The following is a 19775-nucleotide window of genomic DNA, read 5'->3' as shown; positions in this document are numbered from 1 at the left end:
GTTTTGCCTGTCATTAGCGCAGCAGCGGAGACCAGCAATGAAACAACTGAACGTGGACGTCGCCATCATCGGCACCGGCACCGCCGGCATGACCGCCTACCGCGCCGCCAAGGCGCAAGGGGCGCGCACGGTGGTGATCGAGAGCGGCCAGTACGGCACCACCTGCGCCCGGGTCGGCTGCATGCCGAGCAAGCTCCTGATCGCGGCGGCCGAGGCGTCCCACGTGATCGACACCTGCGCGCCATTCGGCGTGCATGCCGGTGAAAAACGCATCGACGGCCGCGCCGTGATGGAACGGGTCAAGCGCGAACGCGACCGCTTCGTCGGCTTCGTGCTCGAAGGCGTGGAGGCGATGCCGGTGCAAGACCGCCTGCAGGGCCGGGCGCGCTTCACCGGCCCCTGCACGCTGGTGGTCGACGACCACACCGAGATCCAGGCCGGCCGCATCGTGATCGCCACCGGCTCCACGCCGCTGCGCCTGCCGCAACTCGAGAACGTCGGTCCCGGCGTCGTCACCAGCGACGACGTGTTCTATTGGGACGACCTGCCGCGCTCGGTGGCCGTGATCGGCACCGGCGTCATCGGTCTCGAACTGGGCCAGGCCATGGCGCGGCTCGGCGTGCGCGTGCGTTTCTACGCGCGCGGCGGCAGCATCGCCAACATCACCGATCCGGAAGTGCTGCGCTGCGCGGGACGGGTCTTGATGGAAGAACTCGACATCGCCTTCCAGACCGAGGTGGTCGGGGCCGTGCAAAAGGGCGACGAGGTGGCGCTGACGGTGCGCGATGCGCTGGGCAAGGAAAGCACCGAGCGCTTCCAGTACGTGTTGATGACGGCCGGCCGCACGCCGAACGTGCATGACCTGGGACTGGAGCATACGGGGCTGGAGCGGGGGCCGGACGGCATCCCCGTGTTCGATGCGCGCACCATGCAGTGCGGCACCAGCAACATCTTCATCGCGGGCGACGCCAACAACGAACGCCCGCTGCTGCACGACGCGGCCGACCACGGCAAGATCGCCGGCGACAACGCGGGCCGCTACCCGGACGTGCGTCCGGGCCTGCGCCGCGCGCCGATCGCGGTCGCCTTCACCGAGCCGAACATCGCCACCCTGGGCAAGAACTACAAGGCCCTGTGCGCCGGCGGCCAGCGCAAGTTCGCGGTCGGCAGCGTGTCGTTCGCCAACCAGGGCCGCAGCCGGGTCATGTTGCAGAACAAGGGGATGTTGCGGGTGTATGCCGAGTATGGCACCCGGCTGTTCCTGGGCGCCGAGATGATCGCGCCGCGCGCCGAACACCTGGCCCATCTGCTGTCATGGGCATTCCAGATGCGCCTGACGGTCGACCAGATGCTCGAGATGCCGTTCTACCACCCGGTGATCGAGGAGGGCGTGCGCACCGCGCTGCGCGACCTGGCCGCCAACCTCTCCAAGGGCGAGAGCCAGACCGATGCGGCCGATACCGAGCCCGGCACCTAACGCAGGATGGAAGGCTGCGCCCTCCACGCGGTCGGCGCAGCGAATTAATTCAGCAACGCAGTGTTCAGCTTGCCTTCGCTGGCGAGCTTGCGCAGGATGCGCACCGTGTCGAGGTCGGCTTCTTCATATGCCGACTTCTTGAACTCGTCATACATCGCATTGGCCGGATCGACGTGCTCGCCGGTGCCGTCGTCGTAGCAAAAACGCACCAGCAGCATGGCGTTGGTCGGCGCTTCGATGATCATGCGCAGGCTCGAGGCCGCGATCTCGCCCTGGGCCGGCACCTCATAGCGCACTTCCTGCAGCGGGGTCAGGAAAACCTGGTCTTCGATCACCAGGTCGCCGAAGGTCAGGCGGCGGCGGAAAGCGCCCGCCTCGCGCTCGACGATCTCGCTGGCGTCCAGGTGCGGAATGAACATCTTCGGGTCCTCGGCGCGCAGGACCAGGCCATGCCAGACCTGCTCGCGGGTGAGGGTGTCGATCAGCGGGTTCATCGGGTCGTTGATTTCTACGAGATGTTCGAATTTCATAGGGCGTATGTCCAGAAAATAGAGCCGCAGCGGAGCAAACCGCAAAGGACGCATGTTACTCGATTGCGCGCCCGCGCGTCCGGCGTCGTCCGCTCGGGCCATCCCGGCCGGTGTTGCAATCCGCAGTGTTGCAATCCGGTTTATGCGGCGCGCGCCATCGCCCGCTGAGCCCGCCAGATTGTTACAATCGCTGCCTGTCCCTCCAGAAATAATTCCCATGTCCAATGCACCAAGATTCGGCCTCAACGGGCCGCAGAGCGAAGCCGCGCTATACCTCGACGGCCCATGCCTGGTGCTGGCCGGCGCCGGCTCGGGCAAGACCCGCGTGATCACGCAAAAGATCGCCTACATGATCGAGCATTGCGGCTACGATCCGCGCACCATCGCCGCGCTGACCTTCACCAACAAGGCGGCGCTCGAGATGCAAGAGCGCATCGGCAAGCTGCTCAAGCAGCCCAAGCAGGCCAAGCAATTGACCGTGTCCACCTTCCACTCGCTGGGCGTCAAGATCCTGCGCCAGGAAGCGGCCGGGGTCGGCTTGAAGGACAAGTTCTCGATCATGGACAGCGACGATTGCTACACCATCGTGTCGAGCCTGGCCCTGACCACGGACAAGCAGGAAATCCGCGCCATCCAGAACGCGATCTCGCTGTGGAAGAACGGCCTGGTCGACCCGGAAGACGCGATCAAGGCGGCGCGCGACGAGGACGAGGCCCTGGCCGGACGGGTCTACCGCAGCTACGTGGCGACCCTGCAGGCTTACCAGGCGGTCGACTTCGACGACCTGATCCGCCTGCCGGTGGAACTGTTTCGCAATAACGAACCGATCCGCGACCGCTGGCAGCGGCGCCTGCGCTATCTGCTGATGGACGAATACCAGGACACCAATACCTGCCAGTACGAGCTGGTCAAGCTGCTGGTGACGGGCCTGGGCAAGAAGCCGATGTTCACGGCGGTCGGCGACGACGACCAGGCGATCTATGCCTGGCGCGGCGCCTCGGTCGAAAACCTCAAGACGCTGGGCGACGATTTCCCCGACCTGAAGGTGATCAAGCTCGAGCAGAACTACCGCTCCACCACCCGCATCCTGCAGGCGGCCAACGCCGTCATCGGCAACAACCCGAAGCTGTTCGAGAAGTCGCTGTGGTCCGAGCACGGCCTGGGCGAGCCGATCAAGGTGCTGGGCATGCAGAACGACGACCAGGAAGCCGACCAGGTCGCGATCATGATCTCGGCCGACCACTTCCAGCGCAAGAACAAATGGACGGACTACGCGATCCTGTACCGCGGCAACCACCAGGCGCGCGTGATCGAACAGGCGCTGCGCAAGGAGCGCATTCCCTACACGATGTCCGGCGGCCAGAGCTTTTTTGACAAGGCGGAGATCAAGGACATCATCGCCTACCTGCGCCTGATCGCCAACCAGGACGACGACCCGGCCTTCATCCGCGCCGTGACGACGCCCAAGCGCGGCGTCGGCATGGCCACGCTGGAAGTGCTCGGTGAGTTTTCCAAGCAGTGGAACTGCTCGCTGTTCGAGGCGGCGAGAAAGGGCGGTATCGAGGCCAAGCTGGCCGAGCGCCAGCTGGGGCCGCTACGCGACTTCTGCCACTTCATCGCCGAGCTGGAAGACCGCGCCACCCGGCCGGGGCCATCGGGCAGCGGCGACCATGCGGCCGAGGTGCTCGACGACATGATGAAGGAGATGAACTACGAGCACTACCTGTACGAAAACTTCGACGACCGCGCGGCCCAGGGCAAGTGGCAGAACGTGCTCGAGTTCACCAACTGGCTGAAAGACCGCGGCCGTGGCGGACGCGACCGCGATGGCGAGGAAAAGAACCTGCTCGAACTGACCCAGATGGTGGCCCTGATGTCGATGCTCGAGGGAGCCGACGAGGAACAGGATGCCGTGCGCATGTCGACCCTGCACGCCTCCAAGGGACTGGAATATCCGCACGTCTACCTGGTCGGGGTGGAAGAGGGCATCTTGCCGCACAAGGGCGATCCGGACGCGTCGGTCGAGTCGATCGCGGCGCGGATCCAGGAAGAGCGCCGCCTGATGTATGTGGGCATCACGCGCGCCCAGCGCACGCTGCACGTGAGCTGGTGCAAGCGCAGGAAACGAGCGGGCGAACTGGTCAATTGCGATCCCTCGCGCTTCATCAAGGAGATGGCGCTGGACGTGGGCGAGGCGGCGCCGATGGAAAGCGAAATCCTGAGTCCCAAGGAAAGATTGGCGAACCTGAAAGCCTTGTTGGCAACACCCAGACCGGTTCCTGAATAAGTTGGAAATTGAACGTTGCGCGTAAGCCTTGGCGGATCGACAAGACCTGCGCACGATTGAAATCGCATTTGACTTCGACTGTCGAGCAAGAAATACTTGCCCGAATGCGAGTTTTTCGATAGCTAAAGTTCCACGGCAATTGCTGTGTGGCAAGCGCAACGTTTTCTATTCCGATTCATGGCCACCGTTTCCGATATCACCGACACCCCGCTCTCGGGCTTGAACCACATCGACGCCCTGCTGGACAAGGGGCCCGACTGGAATTACCTCAGCAATTCCAACGCCAACGTCCTGTTCTACACCTTCTCGACGGCGTCGGGCAACGAAACCGGCAAGACCGGCCAGGAAGCGTTCAGCGCCGCCCAGCAGGCGGCAACCCGCGCCGCCTTCACCTATCTGCAGCAAATTACCGGCATCGAATTTCGCGAGACGGGATCCGGGACGGCGGCCCAGATTCACCTGGCGAACATCGATCTCGAGGGCCAGTACACGACCGGCCTGTGCAGCTGGCAGGCCGGCTACCGCTCGACCTCGAACGGCACGCTGACCGAGTACACGGCCAACGCCTATGTGTACCTGGACAACGCCGAGCGGCGCCACATCACCGAGAACCTGACGGCGGGCACCCAGGGCTATGAAACTCTGTTGCACGAGCTGGGCCACGCACTGGGCCTGAAGCATTCTTTCCGCGAGGGTGTGGCAGGCGAGATCGTTTTGCCCGGCAACGAAAACAATACCAGCAACACGCTGATGTCCTACGACTCCCTCGGCGGCTGGCACAGCACCTACAGTCCCTATGACATCGCCGCCTTCAACTGGCTGTACGGTGGCGACGGCCTGCGCGGAGAGCTCGGTCTCAACGGCAGCGGCGGTCGCTATATCACCGGCAGCTATAAGGACGACGTCCTGGTGGGCACCCAATTCAACGACACTTTGCAAGGTAATGGAGGCAACGACATGATCGACGGCGGAGCAGGAATCGATACGGTGGTCTACAACGGCAACCGCAACAGCTATACGTTCGGCACCCTGGCCGATGGCGGACTAGCGGTCTCGGGAGCGGAGGGAACGGATACCCTGCGCAATATCGACTGGCTGCAGTTTGCCGACATGAAGGTCGAGCGCGCCAACGTGGTGAGCTCGGACACGGTGGCCCCAGCGGCGCCGGTGATGGCGATCACCCAGAACGGGCTGCTGTATGCGAACAGCAACCGGCCGCTCATCAATGGCACTGCGGAAGCGAATGCCACCATCAAGGTCTATATCGGCGACCGCCTGATCGCCACCGCCACTGCCGACGCCAATGGCTTGTGGAATGCCCGGGCCACGGAAACGCTGGCGGATGGCTTCAACTACCAGGCATTCGCGACCGCGACTGACGCGGCGGGCAATGTGTCGGCGAACAGTGCGGTAGTGCCTTTCCACGTGGACGCCACGGCGCCATCCGTCCCGACGGTGAGCGCGACGCTGGCCGCCGGCGGCAACCGTCCGGTGTTCACCGGCACCGGCGATGCCGGCACCACGATCGAGCTGTATCGCGACAGCGACTTTACCAAGATCGGCAGCGCGGTCGTCGGCGCCGACGGCAAGTGGGTGCTGAACTCGCATCCACTGCCCAATGGTAATTACAATGTTGTCGTCACCTCGCTCGATGCCGCGGGTAATGCGCGCGCCGGACAAGCCACCGTCAGCCTGGCGATCAACAACAACGGTTACCAGGCCGGCACCGCCAATGGCGACACCATCACCATCAATCCCGGCAGCACCGCGGTGGACGCGGGCGCCGGCATCGATACCGTCGTGTTCAACGGCAACCGCGCGGACTACAGGCTGCGCGACGAGACCTGGGGCTTCTCGGCGACTGCCGCCAATGGCGAAGTGGACGGCCTGTTCAATGTCGAGCGGATCAAGTTCAACGATGGCTACAAGGCGATCGACATCGACGGCGCGGCCGGCGAAGTGTTCCGCCTCTACCAGGCCATCTTCGACCGTGCGCCTGACCTCGGCGGCATGGGCTATTGGCTGCACCGCCGGGATACGGGAACCGAGCTGATGCAGATTGCCAAGGAGTTCATGAGCATCACGGCGCCGGACGGCACCATCGAATTCGAGACGCTGTACGGAAAGAACTTGAGCAATGAACAATTCATTGTCGAGCTGTACGACAATGTGCTGAACCGCGCTCCCGATGCCGGCGGCCAGGCCTACTGGCTGCAGCAGATCCAGCTGCACAGCCGCGAGCAGATCCTCATGGCGTTCAGCGAGAGCCCGGAAAACAAGGTGAACGTGGTCGAGCTGATCGCCCAGGGCATCGACTACGTGCCTTTCGCCTGATCGGCGGCGGCAAGGCTGGCATAATGCCGGCTTTGCCGGAGTCCGCCATGACCCAGGAAGACCGCTTCGTCAGTCTCGAAATCAAGCTCGCCCAGCAGGAAGACCTGTTGGACGAGCTGAACAAGACCATCTACCGCCAGGATCGCCGCATCGACCAGCTCGAGGCGATGGTCGCCAAGCTGGCCGACCACGTGCGCACCCTGCGCGACGCCGGCCAGGCGCCCCTCAACGAACGTCCACCGCATTACTGACGCCGCGCCGCATGGCCGGCCTGGCCATGCATACATGTCTTTACGCGCGTAAGTACGGGGCGTGTTTCCTGATACATTGCAATACTTTTTAATTGTGACGGTGGGCATGCAAGCCTGCTATGATCTTCAGCGCACTGCCGTCGAGCTAGCCCCGACGGCGCCTTCCCTAGTGTTCGCGAAAGACCTCATGACCCGTCCACAACTGCTCATCATCGCAGCCAGCGTGGCGCTGGCGCATGCAACCGCAATTGCCGCCCCCGCCGCTCCCGCGCTCGACGCCTCCAACCCCTTCGCCCAGCCCAGCAGCCTGCCGCTGAACTACCCGGCCTTCGACAAGATCAAGGACGCGCACTTCCTGCCCGCCTTCCATGCCGGCATGCGCGAAGAACTGCGCGAAGTCGAAGCGATCGCGGGCGACAAGGCCGCGCCTACTTTCGAGAACACCATCGTGGCGCTGGAACGTTCCGGCCAGCTGCTGGCGCGTGTGGTCGCGACCTTCTCGAACCTGCAGGGCGCCAACACCAACGACACGCTGGACGCGGTCGACCGCGAGATGTCGCCCAAGCTGGCGGCCCACTCCGACGCCATCCACCTGAACCCGAAACTGTTCGCGCGCGTGAAAGCGCTGCACGACAAGCGCGATACGCTGGGCCTGGACGCCGAGTCGGTCCACCTGCTCGAGCGCTATTACAAGGAATTCGTGCGCGCCGGCGCCAACCTGTCCAAGGCCGACCAGGCCAAGCTGAAGAAATTCAATGGCGAGATCGCCTCGCTGCAGTCGGACTTCCAGCAGCGCGTGCTCAAGGGCGCCAATGCCGCGGCCCTGATCGTGAACACCCGCGCCGAACTGGCCGGCATGAGCGATGCGCAGATCAGCGCCGCCGCCGACGAAGCCGCCAAGCGCGGCCAGAAAGGCAAGTTCGCGATCCCGATCGTGAACACCTCGAGCCAGCCGGCCCTGTCGTTCCTGACCTCCCGCGCCACGCGCGAGCGCCTGATGAAGGCGTCGCTGGAACGCGGCACCCATGGCGGCCAGTTCGACACCACGGAGCAGGTGCTGCGCCTGGTCAAGCTGCGCGCCGAGCGCGCCGTGCTGCTGGGCTACCCGAACTTCGCGGCCTATTCGCAGGAACTGGAAACCGCGCGCAACCCGGCCGCCGTCAACAAGCTGCTGGGCGACCTGGCCGCGCCTGCCGTCAACAACGCCAAGAAGGAAGCGGCCGAGATCCAGAAGGTCATCGACAAAGAGGGCGGCAAGTACCAGGTCGCCGCCTGGGACTGGCCGATGTACCAGGACAAGGTGCGCGCCGCGACCTTCAACTTCGACGAGAGCCAGCTGCGCCCTTACTTCGAATTGAATCGCGTGCTGGTCGACGGCGTGTTCTTCGCCGCCACCAAGGAATTCGGCATCACCTTCAAGCAGCGCACCGACCTGCCGGTGTACAACCCGGACGTGACCGTGTACGACATCTTCGACGTCGACGGCAAGCCGTTGGCGATCTTCATCTTCGACCCCTATGCCCGCGGCAACAAGCAGGGCGGCGCCTGGATGAACGAATACGTCTCGCAGTCGCACCTGCTGGGTCACAAGCCGGTGATCGGCAACCACCTGAACATCCCCAAGCCGCCGAAGGGCGAGCCGACCCTGCTGACCTACGATGAAGTGGTCACCACCTTCCACGAGTTCGGCCACGCACTGCACGGCATGTTCTCGAACGTGAAGTATCCGAAGTTCTCGGGCACCAACGTGCCGCGCGACTTCGTCGAGTATCCGTCGCAGGTCAACGAGATGTGGGTGACCTGGCCCGAGGTGCTGGCCAACTACGCCAAGCACCACCAGACCGGCGCGCCGATGCCGAAGGATTTGCTCGATAAAGTCGTCGCTTCGAAGAAGTTCGCCCAGGGCTACCGCACCACCGAATACCTGGCCGCGGCGCTGCTCGACCAGCGCTGGCACCAGCTGACCCCGAGCCAGATCCCGACGGACGTGCTGTCGTTCGAAGCCAAGGCGCTGCAGGATGCCGGCGTGGCCTATCCGCCAGTGCCGCCGCGCTACCGCACCGGTTACTTCTCGCACTCGATGGGCGGCGGCTATTCGGCCGGCTACTACGCCTACCTGTGGAGCGAGCGTCTCGACGCCGAGACCGTCAAGTGGTTCACCGAAAGCGGCGGCCTGACCCGCAAGAACGGCGATCACTTCCGCAAGACCCTGCTGTCGCGCGGCGGCACCGCGGAAGCGATGGACCTGTTCCGCGACTTCCGCGGCCGCGATCCGGAAATCGGACCGCTGCTCGAGCGCCGTGGCCTGGTCGAGACCAAGCCTTCCGGCAACTGATATCGCGCCGCCCTCATACGCTGTCACGAGCAGCGGGTGAGGGCGGCGTGCTATTTGCAGTACTTCTTTCCCACAACGCACAAGAGACACAATGAACCGTCCACAAATGCTGCTGATCGCAGCCAGCGTCGCCATGGCCACCTTCTCCTTCGCCCAACCCGCCGCCGCGGCCCTGGAAGCGTCGAATCCGTTCGCCAAGCCGAGCACCCTGCAGTACGGCTACCCGGCTTTCGACAAGATCCGGAACGAGCACTTCGCGCCGGCCTTTGCCGAAGGCATGCGCCTGGAAGCGCTCGAGGTCGCGAAGATCGCCGACAACAAGGCCGCGCCGACCTTCGAGAACACGATCGTGGCGATGGAGCGTTCGGGCGAACTGCTGACGCGCGTGCGCTCGGTGTTCTCCGCCCTGACCGGTTCGTACACCAACGACACCCTGCAGGCGCTGCAAAAAGACCTGGCGCCGAAGTTCGCCGCCCACGGCGATGCGATCCGCCTGAACCCGAAGCTGTTCGCGCGCATCAAGACCCTGCACGACAAGCGCGATTCGCTGGGCCTGGACGCCGAATCGAAGTTCCTGCTCGAGCGCTACTACAAGGACTTCGTGCGTTCCGGCGCCAATCTGTCCGAGGCCGACAAGGCCAAGCTGAAAGGCTACAACGCCCAGCTGGCGGCGCTGCAGACCCAGTTCAGCCAGAACGTGCTGCGTGAAGTGAACGCCTCGGCCTTCGTGGTCGACACCCGCGAAGAGCTGGCCGGCCTGCCGGAAAAAGCGATCGAAGCGGCCGCCGTGGAAGCGAAGAAGCGCGGCCTGGACGGCAAGTTCGTGATCCCGGTGGTGAACACCACGCAGCAGCCGGCGATGGCGCAGCTGAGCGTGCGCGGCACCCGCGAGAAGCTCTTGACCACCTCGATGATCCGCGGCGCGCGCGGCGGCGAATTCGACAACCGCAACGTCGTGCTGCAGCTGGCCAAGCTGCGCGCCGAGCGCGCCGAACTGCTGGGCTACGACAGCTACGCCGCCTATTCGCTGGAAGACCAGACCGCCAAGGACACCGCCTCGGTCAACAAGCTGCTGGGCGACCTGACCGCGCCGGCCGTGCGCAACGCCAAGAAAGAGGCTGCCGAGATCCAGCAGGTGATCGATGCCGAAAAAGGCGGGTTCCAGGTGGGCGCCCAGGACTGGAGCTACTACAGCGACAAGGTGCGCACCGCCAAGTACGCCTTCGACGCCAACCAGCTCAAGCCCTACTTCGAGTTCAACAACGTGCTGGAGAAGGGCGCCTTCTTCGCCGCCAACCAGCTGTGGGGCATCACCTTCAAGCAGCGCACCGACCTGCCGACCTATGATCCGGACGTGCGCGTGTACGACGTGTTCGAGGAAAACGGCGAGCACCTGGCGATCTTCGTGATCGACCCGTATGCGCGTTCGAACAAGCGCGGCGGCGCCTGGATGAGCTCCCTGGTCGACCAGAGTTTCCTGCTGAACCAGAAGCCGGTCATCACCAACAACCTGAACCTGACCAAGCCGGCCGCCGGCGAACCGACCCTGCTCACCTGGGACGAAGTGCGCACCACCTTCCACGAACTGGGCCACGCCACCCACGGCTGGTTCTCGAAGGTGAAGTACCCGCGCTTCTCGGGCACCAGCGTGCCGCGCGACTACGTCGAGCTGCCGTCGCAGGTCTACGAGATGTGGATGGCCTGGCCTGAAGTGCTGGCCAACTACGCGAAGCACTACCAGACCGGCGCGCCGATGCCGAAAGAGCTGCTGGACAAGCTGCGCGCCGCCCAGCGCTTCAACGAAGGCTACCGCACCACCGAGTACCTGGCGGCCGCGGTGCTGGACCAGAAATGGCACCAGCTGGGTTCGAAGCAGATGCCGAGCGACGTGATCGCCTTCGAGCAGCAGGCATTGAAAGAGGCCGGCCTCGATTTCGCGCCGGTGCCGCCGCGCTACCGCAGCACCTACTTCTCGCACGCCATGGGCGGCGGTTACTCGGCCGGCTACTACAGCTACCTGTGGGCCGAGCGCCTGGACGCCGATGCCGGCGAGTGGTTCAAGGAAAACGGCGGCCTGCTGCGCAAGAACGGCGACGTGTTCCGCCAGAAGGTGCTGTCCAGGGGCGGCACCATGGACGCGGTCGAAATGTACCGCGACTTCCGCGGCCGTGACCCGGTCATCGAGCCGCTGCTGGAGCGCCGCGGCCTGAACTAAGCCGCCCGGCAAGCCGGCCCCGCGCCGGCTTCCTTCCGCACTACCTTCACAACGAGACGCAAACAAGATGAAACGTACCCACTTCCTGCTGGCCGCCGCCGTGAGCGCAGCCGTCCTGAACATCGCCCATGCGGCGCCCGCCGCGCCAGCGGCAGCGGCCAGCGCCGCGTCGGCCAGGTTCGACGCCTCGAACCCGTTCGCGAAAGAGAGCGCGCTGCCGTTCAACTACCCGGCCTGGGACAAGATCCGCAACGAGCACTTCGCGCCGGCCTACGAAGAAGGCATGCGCCAGCACGCGCTCGAGATCGAGAAGATCGCCAACAACAAGGCCGCGCCGACCTTCGAGAACACCATCGTCGCGATGGAGCGCTCGGGCCGCATGCTGGCGCGCGTGAGCACCGCCTTCGGCACCCTGTCGGGCTCCTACACCAACGACACCCTGATCGCCCTGGGCCGCGAGATGGCGCCGAAGCTGTCGCAGCACAGCGACGCGATCCGCCTGAACGCCAAGCTGTACCAGCGCATCAAGACCCTGTACGACAAGCGCGACAGCCTCAAGCTGGACGCCGAATCGGCCTACCTGCTGGACCGCTACAACAACGACTTCGAACGCGCCGGCGCCAAGCTGTCCGAAGCCGATAAGGTCAAGCTGAAGGAATACAACAGCAAGCTGGCCGCCCTGCAGACCCAGTTCGCCCAGAACACGCTGAAGGAAGCCAATGCATCGGCGCTGGTGGTCGACACCCGCGCCGAGCTGGCCGGCATGAGCGACAAGGCGATCGACGCCGCCGCGCTTGAGGCCAAAAAGCGCGGCCTGGACGGCAAGTTCGTGATCCCGGTCGTGAACACCACCCAGCAGGCGGACCTGTCGGTATTGACCAACCGCGACACCCGCGCCAAGCTGCTGTCGGCCTCGATGGCGCGCGGCAGCCGCGGCGGCGAGTTCGACACCCGCCAGATCGTCCTGCAGATCGCCAAGCTGCGCGCCGAGCGCGCCGTGCTGCTGGGCTACCCGAACCACGCCGCCTACAACCTGGAAGAGCAGACCGCGAAGACCACCGACGCCGTCAACGCCCTGCTGGGCGAACTGGCCACGCCTGCCGTCAACAACGCCAGGAAAGAGGCGGCCGACATCCAGAAGGTGATCGATGCCGAAAAAGGTGGCTTCAAGGCCGCCGCGCATGACTGGGCCTTCTACAGCGACAAGGTGCGCGCCCAGCGCTACGCTTTCGATGCCGGCCAGCTGCGCCCGTACTTCGAACTGAACCGCGTGCTGGTCGACGGCGTGTTCTTCGCCGCCAACAAGGAATTCGGCCTGACCTTCAAGGAGCGCAAGGACCTGCCGGGCTACAACGAAGACGTGCGCATGTTCGACGTGTTCGACGCCGACGGCAAGCAGCTGGCGATCTTCACCTTCGATCCGTACGCGCGCTCGAACAAGCGCGGCGGCGCCTGGGCCAACGCCTGGGTCCCTCAGAGCAAGCTGCTGGGTACCAAGCCGGTCATCGCCAACAACCTGAACGTGACCAAGCCGGCCGCCGGCGAGCCGACGCTCTTGACGTACGACGAAGTGCGCACCACCTTCCACGAGTTCGGCCACGCGCTGCACGGCATGTTCTCGGACGTGCAGTACCCGCGTTTCTCGGGTTCGCGCGTGCCGCGCGACTACGTCGAGTTCCCGTCGCAGGTGAACGAGATGTGGATGGCCTGGCCCGAAGTGCTGGCCAACTACGCCAAGCACTACCAGACCGGCGAGCCGATGCCGAAGGAATTGCTGGACAAGGTTCAGGCCTCGTCGCAGTTCAACGAAGGCTTCCGCACCACCGAGTACCTGGCCGCGGCGCTGCTGGACCAGGCCTGGCACCAGCTGGCCCCGAACCAGATCCCGCAGGACGTGCTGGCCTTCGAGGCTGAGGCGCTCAAGAAGGCCGGCGTCGACTTCGCCCTGGTGCCGCCGCGCTACCGCAGCACCTACTTCTCGCACACCTTCTCTGGCGGCTACTCGGCCGGCTACTACGGCTACCTGTGGGCCGAGAAGCTGGACGCCGACACCGTCGAATGGTTCAAGGCCAACGGCGGCCTGACCCGCAAGAACGGCGACCACTTCCGCAAGACCCTGCTGTCGCGCGGCGGCACGCTGGATGCGATGCAGATGTACCGCAACTTCCGCGGCAAGGATGCGGACATCAAGCCGCTGCTGGAGCGTCGTGGTTTGACCGGCGAGTGATGCCGGTTTGCGCCGGTCGTGGTGACATGACGGGCGTCGTGGTTTGCTGAGAAACTTGGGCTCCCGCCTTCGCGGGAGCGACGTTGTTTGAGAGTAGGGAAGAGTTGACTGCAACTCTTTGGCCAATAACTCATGCATGTCGCTCCCGCGAAGGCGGGAGTCCAAGTACTCTGCAAACCGCTCCTCCCACAGCCGTGTTCCTCCTCCCGCCCCCATGGCTTACAATGAAATCGAGCCAACACCGGAGAACACGATGCAATCCGAACACGATGCCGACCTGAAGGCACGCCTGAAAGCCCTGCACCGCGAACTGCAAGAGACGGGCGACACCGATGTCGAACTGGAAACGCTGCTGCGCCAGCTCGATGGCGACATCGAGAAAGTGCTGGAGCGCCGCGCCGAGCAGCAGCTCGACGCCAACACCTACGGCCTGGGTTCGCGCACCCAGGAACTGGCGGCGCGCTTCGCCGCCCGCCACCCGCGCGTCGAGTCCGGCCTGCGCGAACTGGGCCAAATCCTGTCGAATATGGGTATCTAACGTAGGCGAATAAGCCACAAGTCATTGATTTTAAGCCATTTTTCGGGGCTGTCCGATGCCCCATAAATGGTTTTCCGGTACAATGCCGGCCAATGAACTCCCCAGCCAATCTCTTTGCGACGGTCGCCAAGCGCTCCAGCCGCGCCGCTGCCGCACCTTTTCTCCCGATGTCCCGTGCCGAAATGGACAAATTGGGCTGGGATTCGTGCGACATCATCCTGATCACGGGCGACGCCTACATCGACCACCCGAGCTTCGGCATGGCCCTGGTCGGCCGCCTGCTGGAAGCGCAGGGTTACCGCGTCGGCATCATCAGCCAGCCCGACTGGACCTCGGTCGAACCGTTCCGCGCGCTGGGCAAGCCCAATCTGTACTGGGGCATCACCGCCGGCAATATGGACTCGATGGTCAACCGCTACACGGCCGACCGCAAGATCCGTTCCGACGACGCCTATACCCCCAACGCCGAGCCGAACAAGCGTCCCGACCGCGCCGTCACCGTGTATTGCCAGCGCGCCCGCGAAGCCTTCCCCGGCGTGCCGGTGATCGCCGGCAGCATCGAAGCCTCGCTGCGCCGCATCGCCCACTACGATTACTGGTCCGACAAGGTGCGCCGCTCGGTGCTGTTCGAGTCGAAGGCCGACCTGGTCATCTTCGGCAATGCCGAGCGGGCCCTGGTCGACGTCACGCGCCGCATCGCAGCGGGCGAGAACATCAAGACCATCCGCGACCTGCGCGGCACCGCCTTCCTGGTGCCGCAGGGCTGGCTGCCGGACGAAGAGTGGTCGGTGCATAACTCCACCCGTGTGGACGTGCCGGGCCGCATCGACAAGCAGCCGAACCCGTACGCGATGGCGCTGGAAGACCCGAAGACTTGCGCGCTCGACAACGCCGCGCCGGAGCCGGAAGTCAAGCCGGTGGTCATCATGACGCGCGAGCAGCGCCAGGCCGCGGCCCGCGAAAAGGCCGCCAAGACCGTGGTGCGCCTGCCGTCGTTCGAAACCGTCAGCGAAGATCCTGTGATGTATGCGCACGCTTCGCGCGTGTTCCACCTGGAGTCGAACCCGGGCAATGCGCGCGCGCTGGTGCAGGCGCACGGCGACCGCGACGTCTGGCTCAATCCGCCGCCGCTGCCGCTGGCCATGGACGAGATGGACAACGTCTACGACCTGCCATACGCGCGCGCGCCGCACCCGAGCTATGGCAAGGCCCATATCCCGGCTTGGGAAATGATCCGTTATTCGGTGAACATCATGCGCGGCTGCTTCGGCGGCTGCACCTTCTGCTCGATCACCGAGCACGAAGGCCGCATCATCCAGAGCCGCTCGGAGCCGTCGATCCTGCGCGAGATCGAGCTGATCCGCGACACGACCAAGAACTTCGCCGGCACCATCACCGACCTGGGCGGCCCGACGGCGAATATGTACCGCCTGGCCTGCAAGGACAAGAAGATCGAGGAAAGCTGCCGCCGCCTGTCGTGCGTGTATCCGACCATCTGCTCCAACCTGGGCACCGACCACAGCAAGCTGATCTCGCTGTACCGCAAGGCGCGCGCCATCCCCGGCATCAAGAAGATCCTGATCGGTTCCGGCCTGCGCTACGACCTGGCCGTGCGCTCGCCCGAGTACGTGAAAGAGCTGGTGACCCACCACGTGGGCGGCCTCTTGAAGATCGCGCCGGAGCATACCGAGCAGGGCACGCTGTCGAAGATGATGAAGCCGGGCATCGGCGCCTATGACGAGTTCAAGCGCCTGTTCGACAAGTATTCGGTCGAGGCGGGCAAGAAGCAGTACCTGATTCCGTACTTCATCGCGGCCCACCCCGGCTCGACCGACGAGGACATGCTGAACCTGGCGCTGTGGCTGAAGAAGAACAACTTCAAGCTGGACCAGGTGCAGACCTTCACGCCGACGCCGATGGCGATGGCGACCACCATGTACCACTCGCGCAAGAACCCGCTGGCCAAGGTGACCGAGGATTCCGAGGTCGTCGAAACCGCCAAGAGCGGCAAGACGCGCAAGCTGCACAAGGCCTTCCTGCGCTACTACGATCCGGAGAACTGGCCGATCCTGCGCGAAGGCCTGAAGCGCATGGGACGGACCGACTTGATCGGCAATGGCGAGCGGCACCTGATCCCGCCGCCGGGCGGCGAATTGCCGGGCGCGGCGCGTGAAGAGCGTCGCCCTGCAGGTGCGCCGCCGAAGGGCCGTGTGATCGAGGTGGCGCCGAAGCGGGCTGCGGGTCCTGGCGGCCAGCGTAGCGAACGTCGTAATGATCGCGCGTCGGCGGGAACGCCATTCATGGCGCCGCCGTCGAAGGTCAAGCCGTCGATCCTGTCGACCATCAAGTCCAAGCCGAAAGCGGCGGGACGGAAATAGCGGTGCAATACCGATCGGAACCGGGATTGGTCTCCCGGTTTTTTTTCGTCCATGCAATATGGTCCTAATGAGTCTGTGAAGTATCAACCCACGAGGGGCAGTTCAGGCACGTCGTTGCGTTTATTTCGTTTGTTTCGTAGAATTCGTTTACAATGGATTTGGGAGTAGCCTGGCACAGCAGCGGCAGCGAAGTCTGCCGCTGCTGTGCCAGGCGTGCAAGAACGCACTCCTAAAAAATACCAGGAGCAAAATGATGTCTGAAATGATTGATCGCTTGGAAAGTAAGGAAGATGTCGAGCTTGCGAAAGCCGCACAACGGTGCATCGTCAGTGCTCTTGACCACTCTCGGGCGGTTAATATCGCAATTTTGGAAGATGGCGTAGAGCGTATCGAAGACTCTCCGATTCTGAAATTGCCCCCAAAAGTGCTGCGTTTGTTTGCGGATATGTTGGGTTCGCTGGCCCAAGGCAATGCGGTTGCTATCATGCCCAAGGAGCTTTATGTCACTACTCAAGAAGCAGCAATGTTCTTGAATGTATCTCGTCCCTATTTAGTCAAGATGCTGGATGATGGAAAGATTCCTCACCATAAAGTAGGGACGCATCGTCGTATCAGGTTTGAGGATGTGGTTGCATATAAAGAGCAGCGTAAGAAAACCGCTCATTCAGCGCTGCAAGAATTAGTTGATCAAGCACAAGAATTCGATATGGGATATTGATGGCAGGGAACGTCCAGTATACGGCTGTTCTAGACGCATGCGTTCTTTATCCCGCGCCTCTCAGGGACATCCTGATGACGCTGGGTGCCGAAGGGGTTTACCGTGCGCGCTGGACGGCCGAGATACAGGATGAGTGGATTCGCATTTGATTGATAAGCGCCCGGATCTGAACAAGGAAAAGCTGCTGTATACGGCATCCCTCATGAATGCAGCTGTCGAAGATGCCATTGTCCGGGACTATGAGTATCTCATTCCAACGTTAGCGTTACCTGATATCGATGATCGACATGTCCTGGCGGTCGCGATCGTTGGTCATGCAGACGCTATCGTCACTTTCAATCTTAAAGACTTTCCTGAAGGAATGGTTTCTCGACATGCAATCGAGATTCTGCACCCTGACGATTTTCTTGTCGCGCAATACGACTTGGACAAGATTGGCATCCTCAGCATGATGAAGACGTGTCGCATGAAATTAAGAAAACCGCCGAAATCAGCTGAGGATTATATTGCCACGCTTGAACAGCAAGGTTTGCCTCAGATGTGCCAAATATTGCGCAATGCGATCGGCCTGATCTAGCTTTTATGGCTTCGAATTGGGCGTCGGCGCCCCGCGCCGCTCGCGCGCGATGTCCAGGTCCACGCTGGCCTGCCTGGTCCGCAAGGCCCGCGCATACCGATGCCTTGCCCGCAGCCGCGGATTGGTAACCAGCGTCCCCAGCGTTTCGCCGATCACCATCACCACCCCCAGCAGCGGCAGCACCAGCATCAGCCCGACCACGCCGGCCAGCATGCCGCCGATAAAAATCATCAGCACCGTCACCAGCGGGTGGATGTGCAGGCTGCGGCCGAGGGTGAGCGGCATGAACAGGAAGTCGTCCAGCAGCCGCACCAGCACGAACACCCCGATCGCCCCGTAGGCCATCAGCGGATTGCCCGGCGCATCGGTCGACGCCACGATCACCACCAGCACGCAGCCGGCAATCGACCCGACGAACGGCACCCAGGCCAGCACGGCCGAGATCAGGCCGAGCAGCAAGGGCGACGACACGCCGATCACCCACAGGCCCAGCGCCAGCACCAGCGTGTCGAGCACGGTCAGTTTCAGCAAGCCTTCGAAATAGCGGCGCGCGGTCTGGTCGACCTCGTGCAGCAGGTACAGCGCACGCTCGAAGTAGGCGTTCGGCACCGCCCGCGCCAGGAACTTCTTGAAGCGCACGCCGTCGCGCAGCAGGAAGAAAGTGAGGAAGGGCGCCAGCAGCAGCGACGGCACCCAGGTCACGACGCCGACCACGATGTCGCCCAGGTGGTTCTGCGCGAAGTCGTTGGTATAGGTGGTGAAGGCCATGTCGACGGTCGAGGTCAAGCGCATCTCGGCCAGGATCGGGAATTTCGCCTCGAGCATGGCCAGCGAGGTGCGGACAAAAGCCACCCCGCCATCCAGGTACAGGCCGATGGTCGCTTCCCACGAGTCTTCTTCCGGTCCGTCGCTCCAGCTCAGGGCCGCCGCCAGCGCCAGCGCGGCCAGCCCGAAGAACAGGGTGCAGACCCAGACCGCGGCCGCATTGCGGCTGAAGCCCGAGCGCACCATGCGCTGCATCGGTCCCAGCAGGATGTAATACAGCACGGTGCCGAAGATGAAGGGCAGGAATAGCCACAGCAGTTGCTGGACCACCAGCAGCAACAGGCAGGTGGCGGCGACGATCCCGGTCCAGACCACGGGACCGGCGCGCTCGGGACCGTTGACGATGCCCGGCACCGGACTCATAGCGCTTCCAGTTGCGGCCGTCCGGTGCCCATCCATTCGCGCAGGCGCAGGCCGATGTGGCGCGCCAGCGCCAGCGAGATCTTGTAGCCGAGGACGGCGTCGGTTTCCATCAGGCCCAGGAAGTCGGCGCGGAAGAACACCGCCACCTCGCATGGTTCGAGCGCGCGCGCCTGGGCATTGCGCGGCGAGTTGTCGAGCAGGGCCAGGTCGCCGAAGAACCCGCCCGGCTCCAGCTCGGCCACCACCTGGGTCATGCCTTCGTGCAGGCGGCTGATGCGCACCCGGCCGCTCATCAGGAGATACAGCGCCTGGCCTTCCTCGCCCTCGTCGAAAACGATCTCATCCTTTAGATAGCGGCGCTCGTGCAGCAATCCATCGACGATCTTCAATTCCAGCGGAGTGAGCGCACTGAACAGCGATGAACTCTTCAGCCGGTGCAGGCGCGGCGACATCCGAGGGGGCTTGAGGAAACGAAAAATCACGTGATGCTCCGGCGTGGTGCGGTGTGTTGTCTGTTTGATTATCCGCGATTGGATGCTGCTACGCATCAAAAAGCTGCAGCCGTGCACGACAGTGTGGCGTGTTGTTCATACATCCTTCAAACGTGCGCACCACGATTTTGGAAACCGTGTAACATAAATTCTTTACGGCAACAGTAGTTGTTGTAGTGATATTTGCCATGCGAGCCGTCGCGCATGGCCCGGCCAACGTTCCCGAAGA

14 protein-coding genes are annotated in these 19775 nt (G+C 63.6%); 11 read left to right on the top strand and 3 right to left on the bottom strand.

What is annotated here, in order from left to right:
* The first annotated feature begins 37 nt into the window (after positions 1-37).
* A complete protein-coding gene (locus tag ABIB42_RS08375) occupies positions 38-1477 on the top strand; it encodes a dihydrolipoyl dehydrogenase (protein ID WP_219861821.1) in 1440 nt (479 codons plus the stop codon).
* A 44-nt stretch (positions 1478-1521) separates the two neighbouring features.
* On the opposite strand, the gene ABIB42_RS08370 is transcribed toward ABIB42_RS08375, so the two are convergent.
* A complete protein-coding gene (locus tag ABIB42_RS08370) occupies positions 1522-2007 on the bottom strand; it encodes an SRPBCC family protein (protein WP_071361054.1) in 486 nt (161 codons plus the stop codon).
* A 217-nt stretch (positions 2008-2224) separates the two neighbouring features.
* Here ABIB42_RS08370 and ABIB42_RS08365 point away from each other — a divergent pair, with 217 nt between their 5' ends.
* The 10 genes from ABIB42_RS08365 to ABIB42_RS08320 all read left to right on the top strand — a co-directional run bounded on the left by ABIB42_RS08365 (position 2225) and on the right by ABIB42_RS08320 (position 17867).
* The gene (locus ABIB42_RS08365) at positions 2225-4294 is read left to right on the top strand and encodes a UvrD-helicase domain-containing protein (protein ID WP_219861819.1); all 2070 of its coding nucleotides are present in this window, start codon (positions 2225-2227) and stop codon (positions 4292-4294) included.
* A 177-nt stretch (positions 4295-4471) separates the two neighbouring features.
* The gene (locus ABIB42_RS08360; protein ID WP_219861817.1) at positions 4472-6628 is read left to right on the top strand and encodes a DUF4214 domain-containing protein; all 2157 of its coding nucleotides are present in this window, start codon (positions 4472-4474) and stop codon (positions 6626-6628) included.
* 47 nt (positions 6629-6675) lie between these two features.
* Positions 6676-6879 carry a SlyX family protein gene (locus tag ABIB42_RS08355; RefSeq protein ID WP_005664422.1) on the top strand — a complete coding sequence of 68 codons (204 nt, stop codon included), beginning with the start codon at positions 6676-6678 and terminating at the stop codon, positions 6877-6879.
* Positions 6880-7066: 187 nt separating this feature from the next.
* The gene (locus tag ABIB42_RS08350) at positions 7067-9214 is read left to right on the top strand and encodes a M3 family metallopeptidase (protein WP_219861815.1); all 2148 of its coding nucleotides are present in this window, start codon (positions 7067-7069) and stop codon (positions 9212-9214) included.
* Positions 9215-9305: 91 nt separating this feature from the next.
* Positions 9306-11429, top strand: a complete 2124-nt coding sequence (locus ABIB42_RS08345) for a M3 family metallopeptidase (protein WP_219861814.1) — start codon at positions 9306-9308, stop codon at positions 11427-11429.
* 67 nt (positions 11430-11496) lie between these two features.
* Entirely contained in the window at positions 11497-13656 is a 2160-nt protein-coding gene (locus tag ABIB42_RS08340) for a M3 family metallopeptidase (RefSeq protein WP_005664428.1), read from the top strand.
* Between the two features lie 253 nt (positions 13657-13909).
* Positions 13910-14194 carry a DUF4404 family protein gene (locus ABIB42_RS08335; protein WP_005664429.1) on the top strand — a complete coding sequence of 95 codons (285 nt, stop codon included), beginning with the start codon at positions 13910-13912 and terminating at the stop codon, positions 14192-14194.
* A gap of 167 nt (positions 14195-14361) precedes the next feature.
* Entirely contained in the window at positions 14362-16572 is a 2211-nt protein-coding gene (locus ABIB42_RS08330) for a YgiQ family radical SAM protein (protein ID WP_071363713.1), read from the top strand.
* A gap of 250 nt (positions 16573-16822) precedes the next feature.
* On the top strand, positions 16823-17290 hold the full coding sequence (locus ABIB42_RS08325) for a helix-turn-helix domain-containing protein (protein ID WP_429248211.1): 468 nt from the start codon (positions 16823-16825) through the stop codon (positions 17288-17290).
* Positions 17291-17435: 145 nt separating this feature from the next.
* On the top strand, positions 17436-17867 hold the full coding sequence (locus tag ABIB42_RS08320; RefSeq protein WP_429248210.1) for a PIN domain-containing protein: 432 nt from the start codon (positions 17436-17438) through the stop codon (positions 17865-17867).
* A gap of 3 nt (positions 17868-17870) precedes the next feature.
* Here the strand turns inward: ABIB42_RS08320 and ABIB42_RS08315 are convergent, their stop codons facing one another.
* Both ABIB42_RS08315 and ABIB42_RS08310 read right to left on the bottom strand, forming a co-directional pair.
* Positions 17871-19055, bottom strand: a complete 1185-nt coding sequence (locus ABIB42_RS08315) for an AI-2E family transporter (RefSeq protein WP_005664433.1) — start codon at positions 19053-19055, stop codon at positions 17871-17873.
* Positions 19052-19537 (bottom strand): cyclic nucleotide-binding domain-containing protein, encoded by a 486-nt coding sequence (locus tag ABIB42_RS08310; protein ID WP_005664435.1) that lies wholly within the window; start codon positions 19535-19537, stop codon positions 19052-19054. The genes ABIB42_RS08315 and ABIB42_RS08310 overlap by 4 nt, the downstream gene beginning before the upstream one ends.
* Positions 19538-19775 lie beyond the last annotated feature (238 nt).

The sequence above is a fragment of the Massilia sp. UYP32 genome (assembly GCF_050434365.1).
Classification (GTDB): domain Bacteria; phylum Pseudomonadota; class Gammaproteobacteria; order Burkholderiales; family Burkholderiaceae_D; genus Telluria; species Telluria timonae.
The sequence above is the reverse complement of the archived record's forward strand: the minus strand, read 5'-3'. Positions and strand labels throughout refer to the sequence as shown.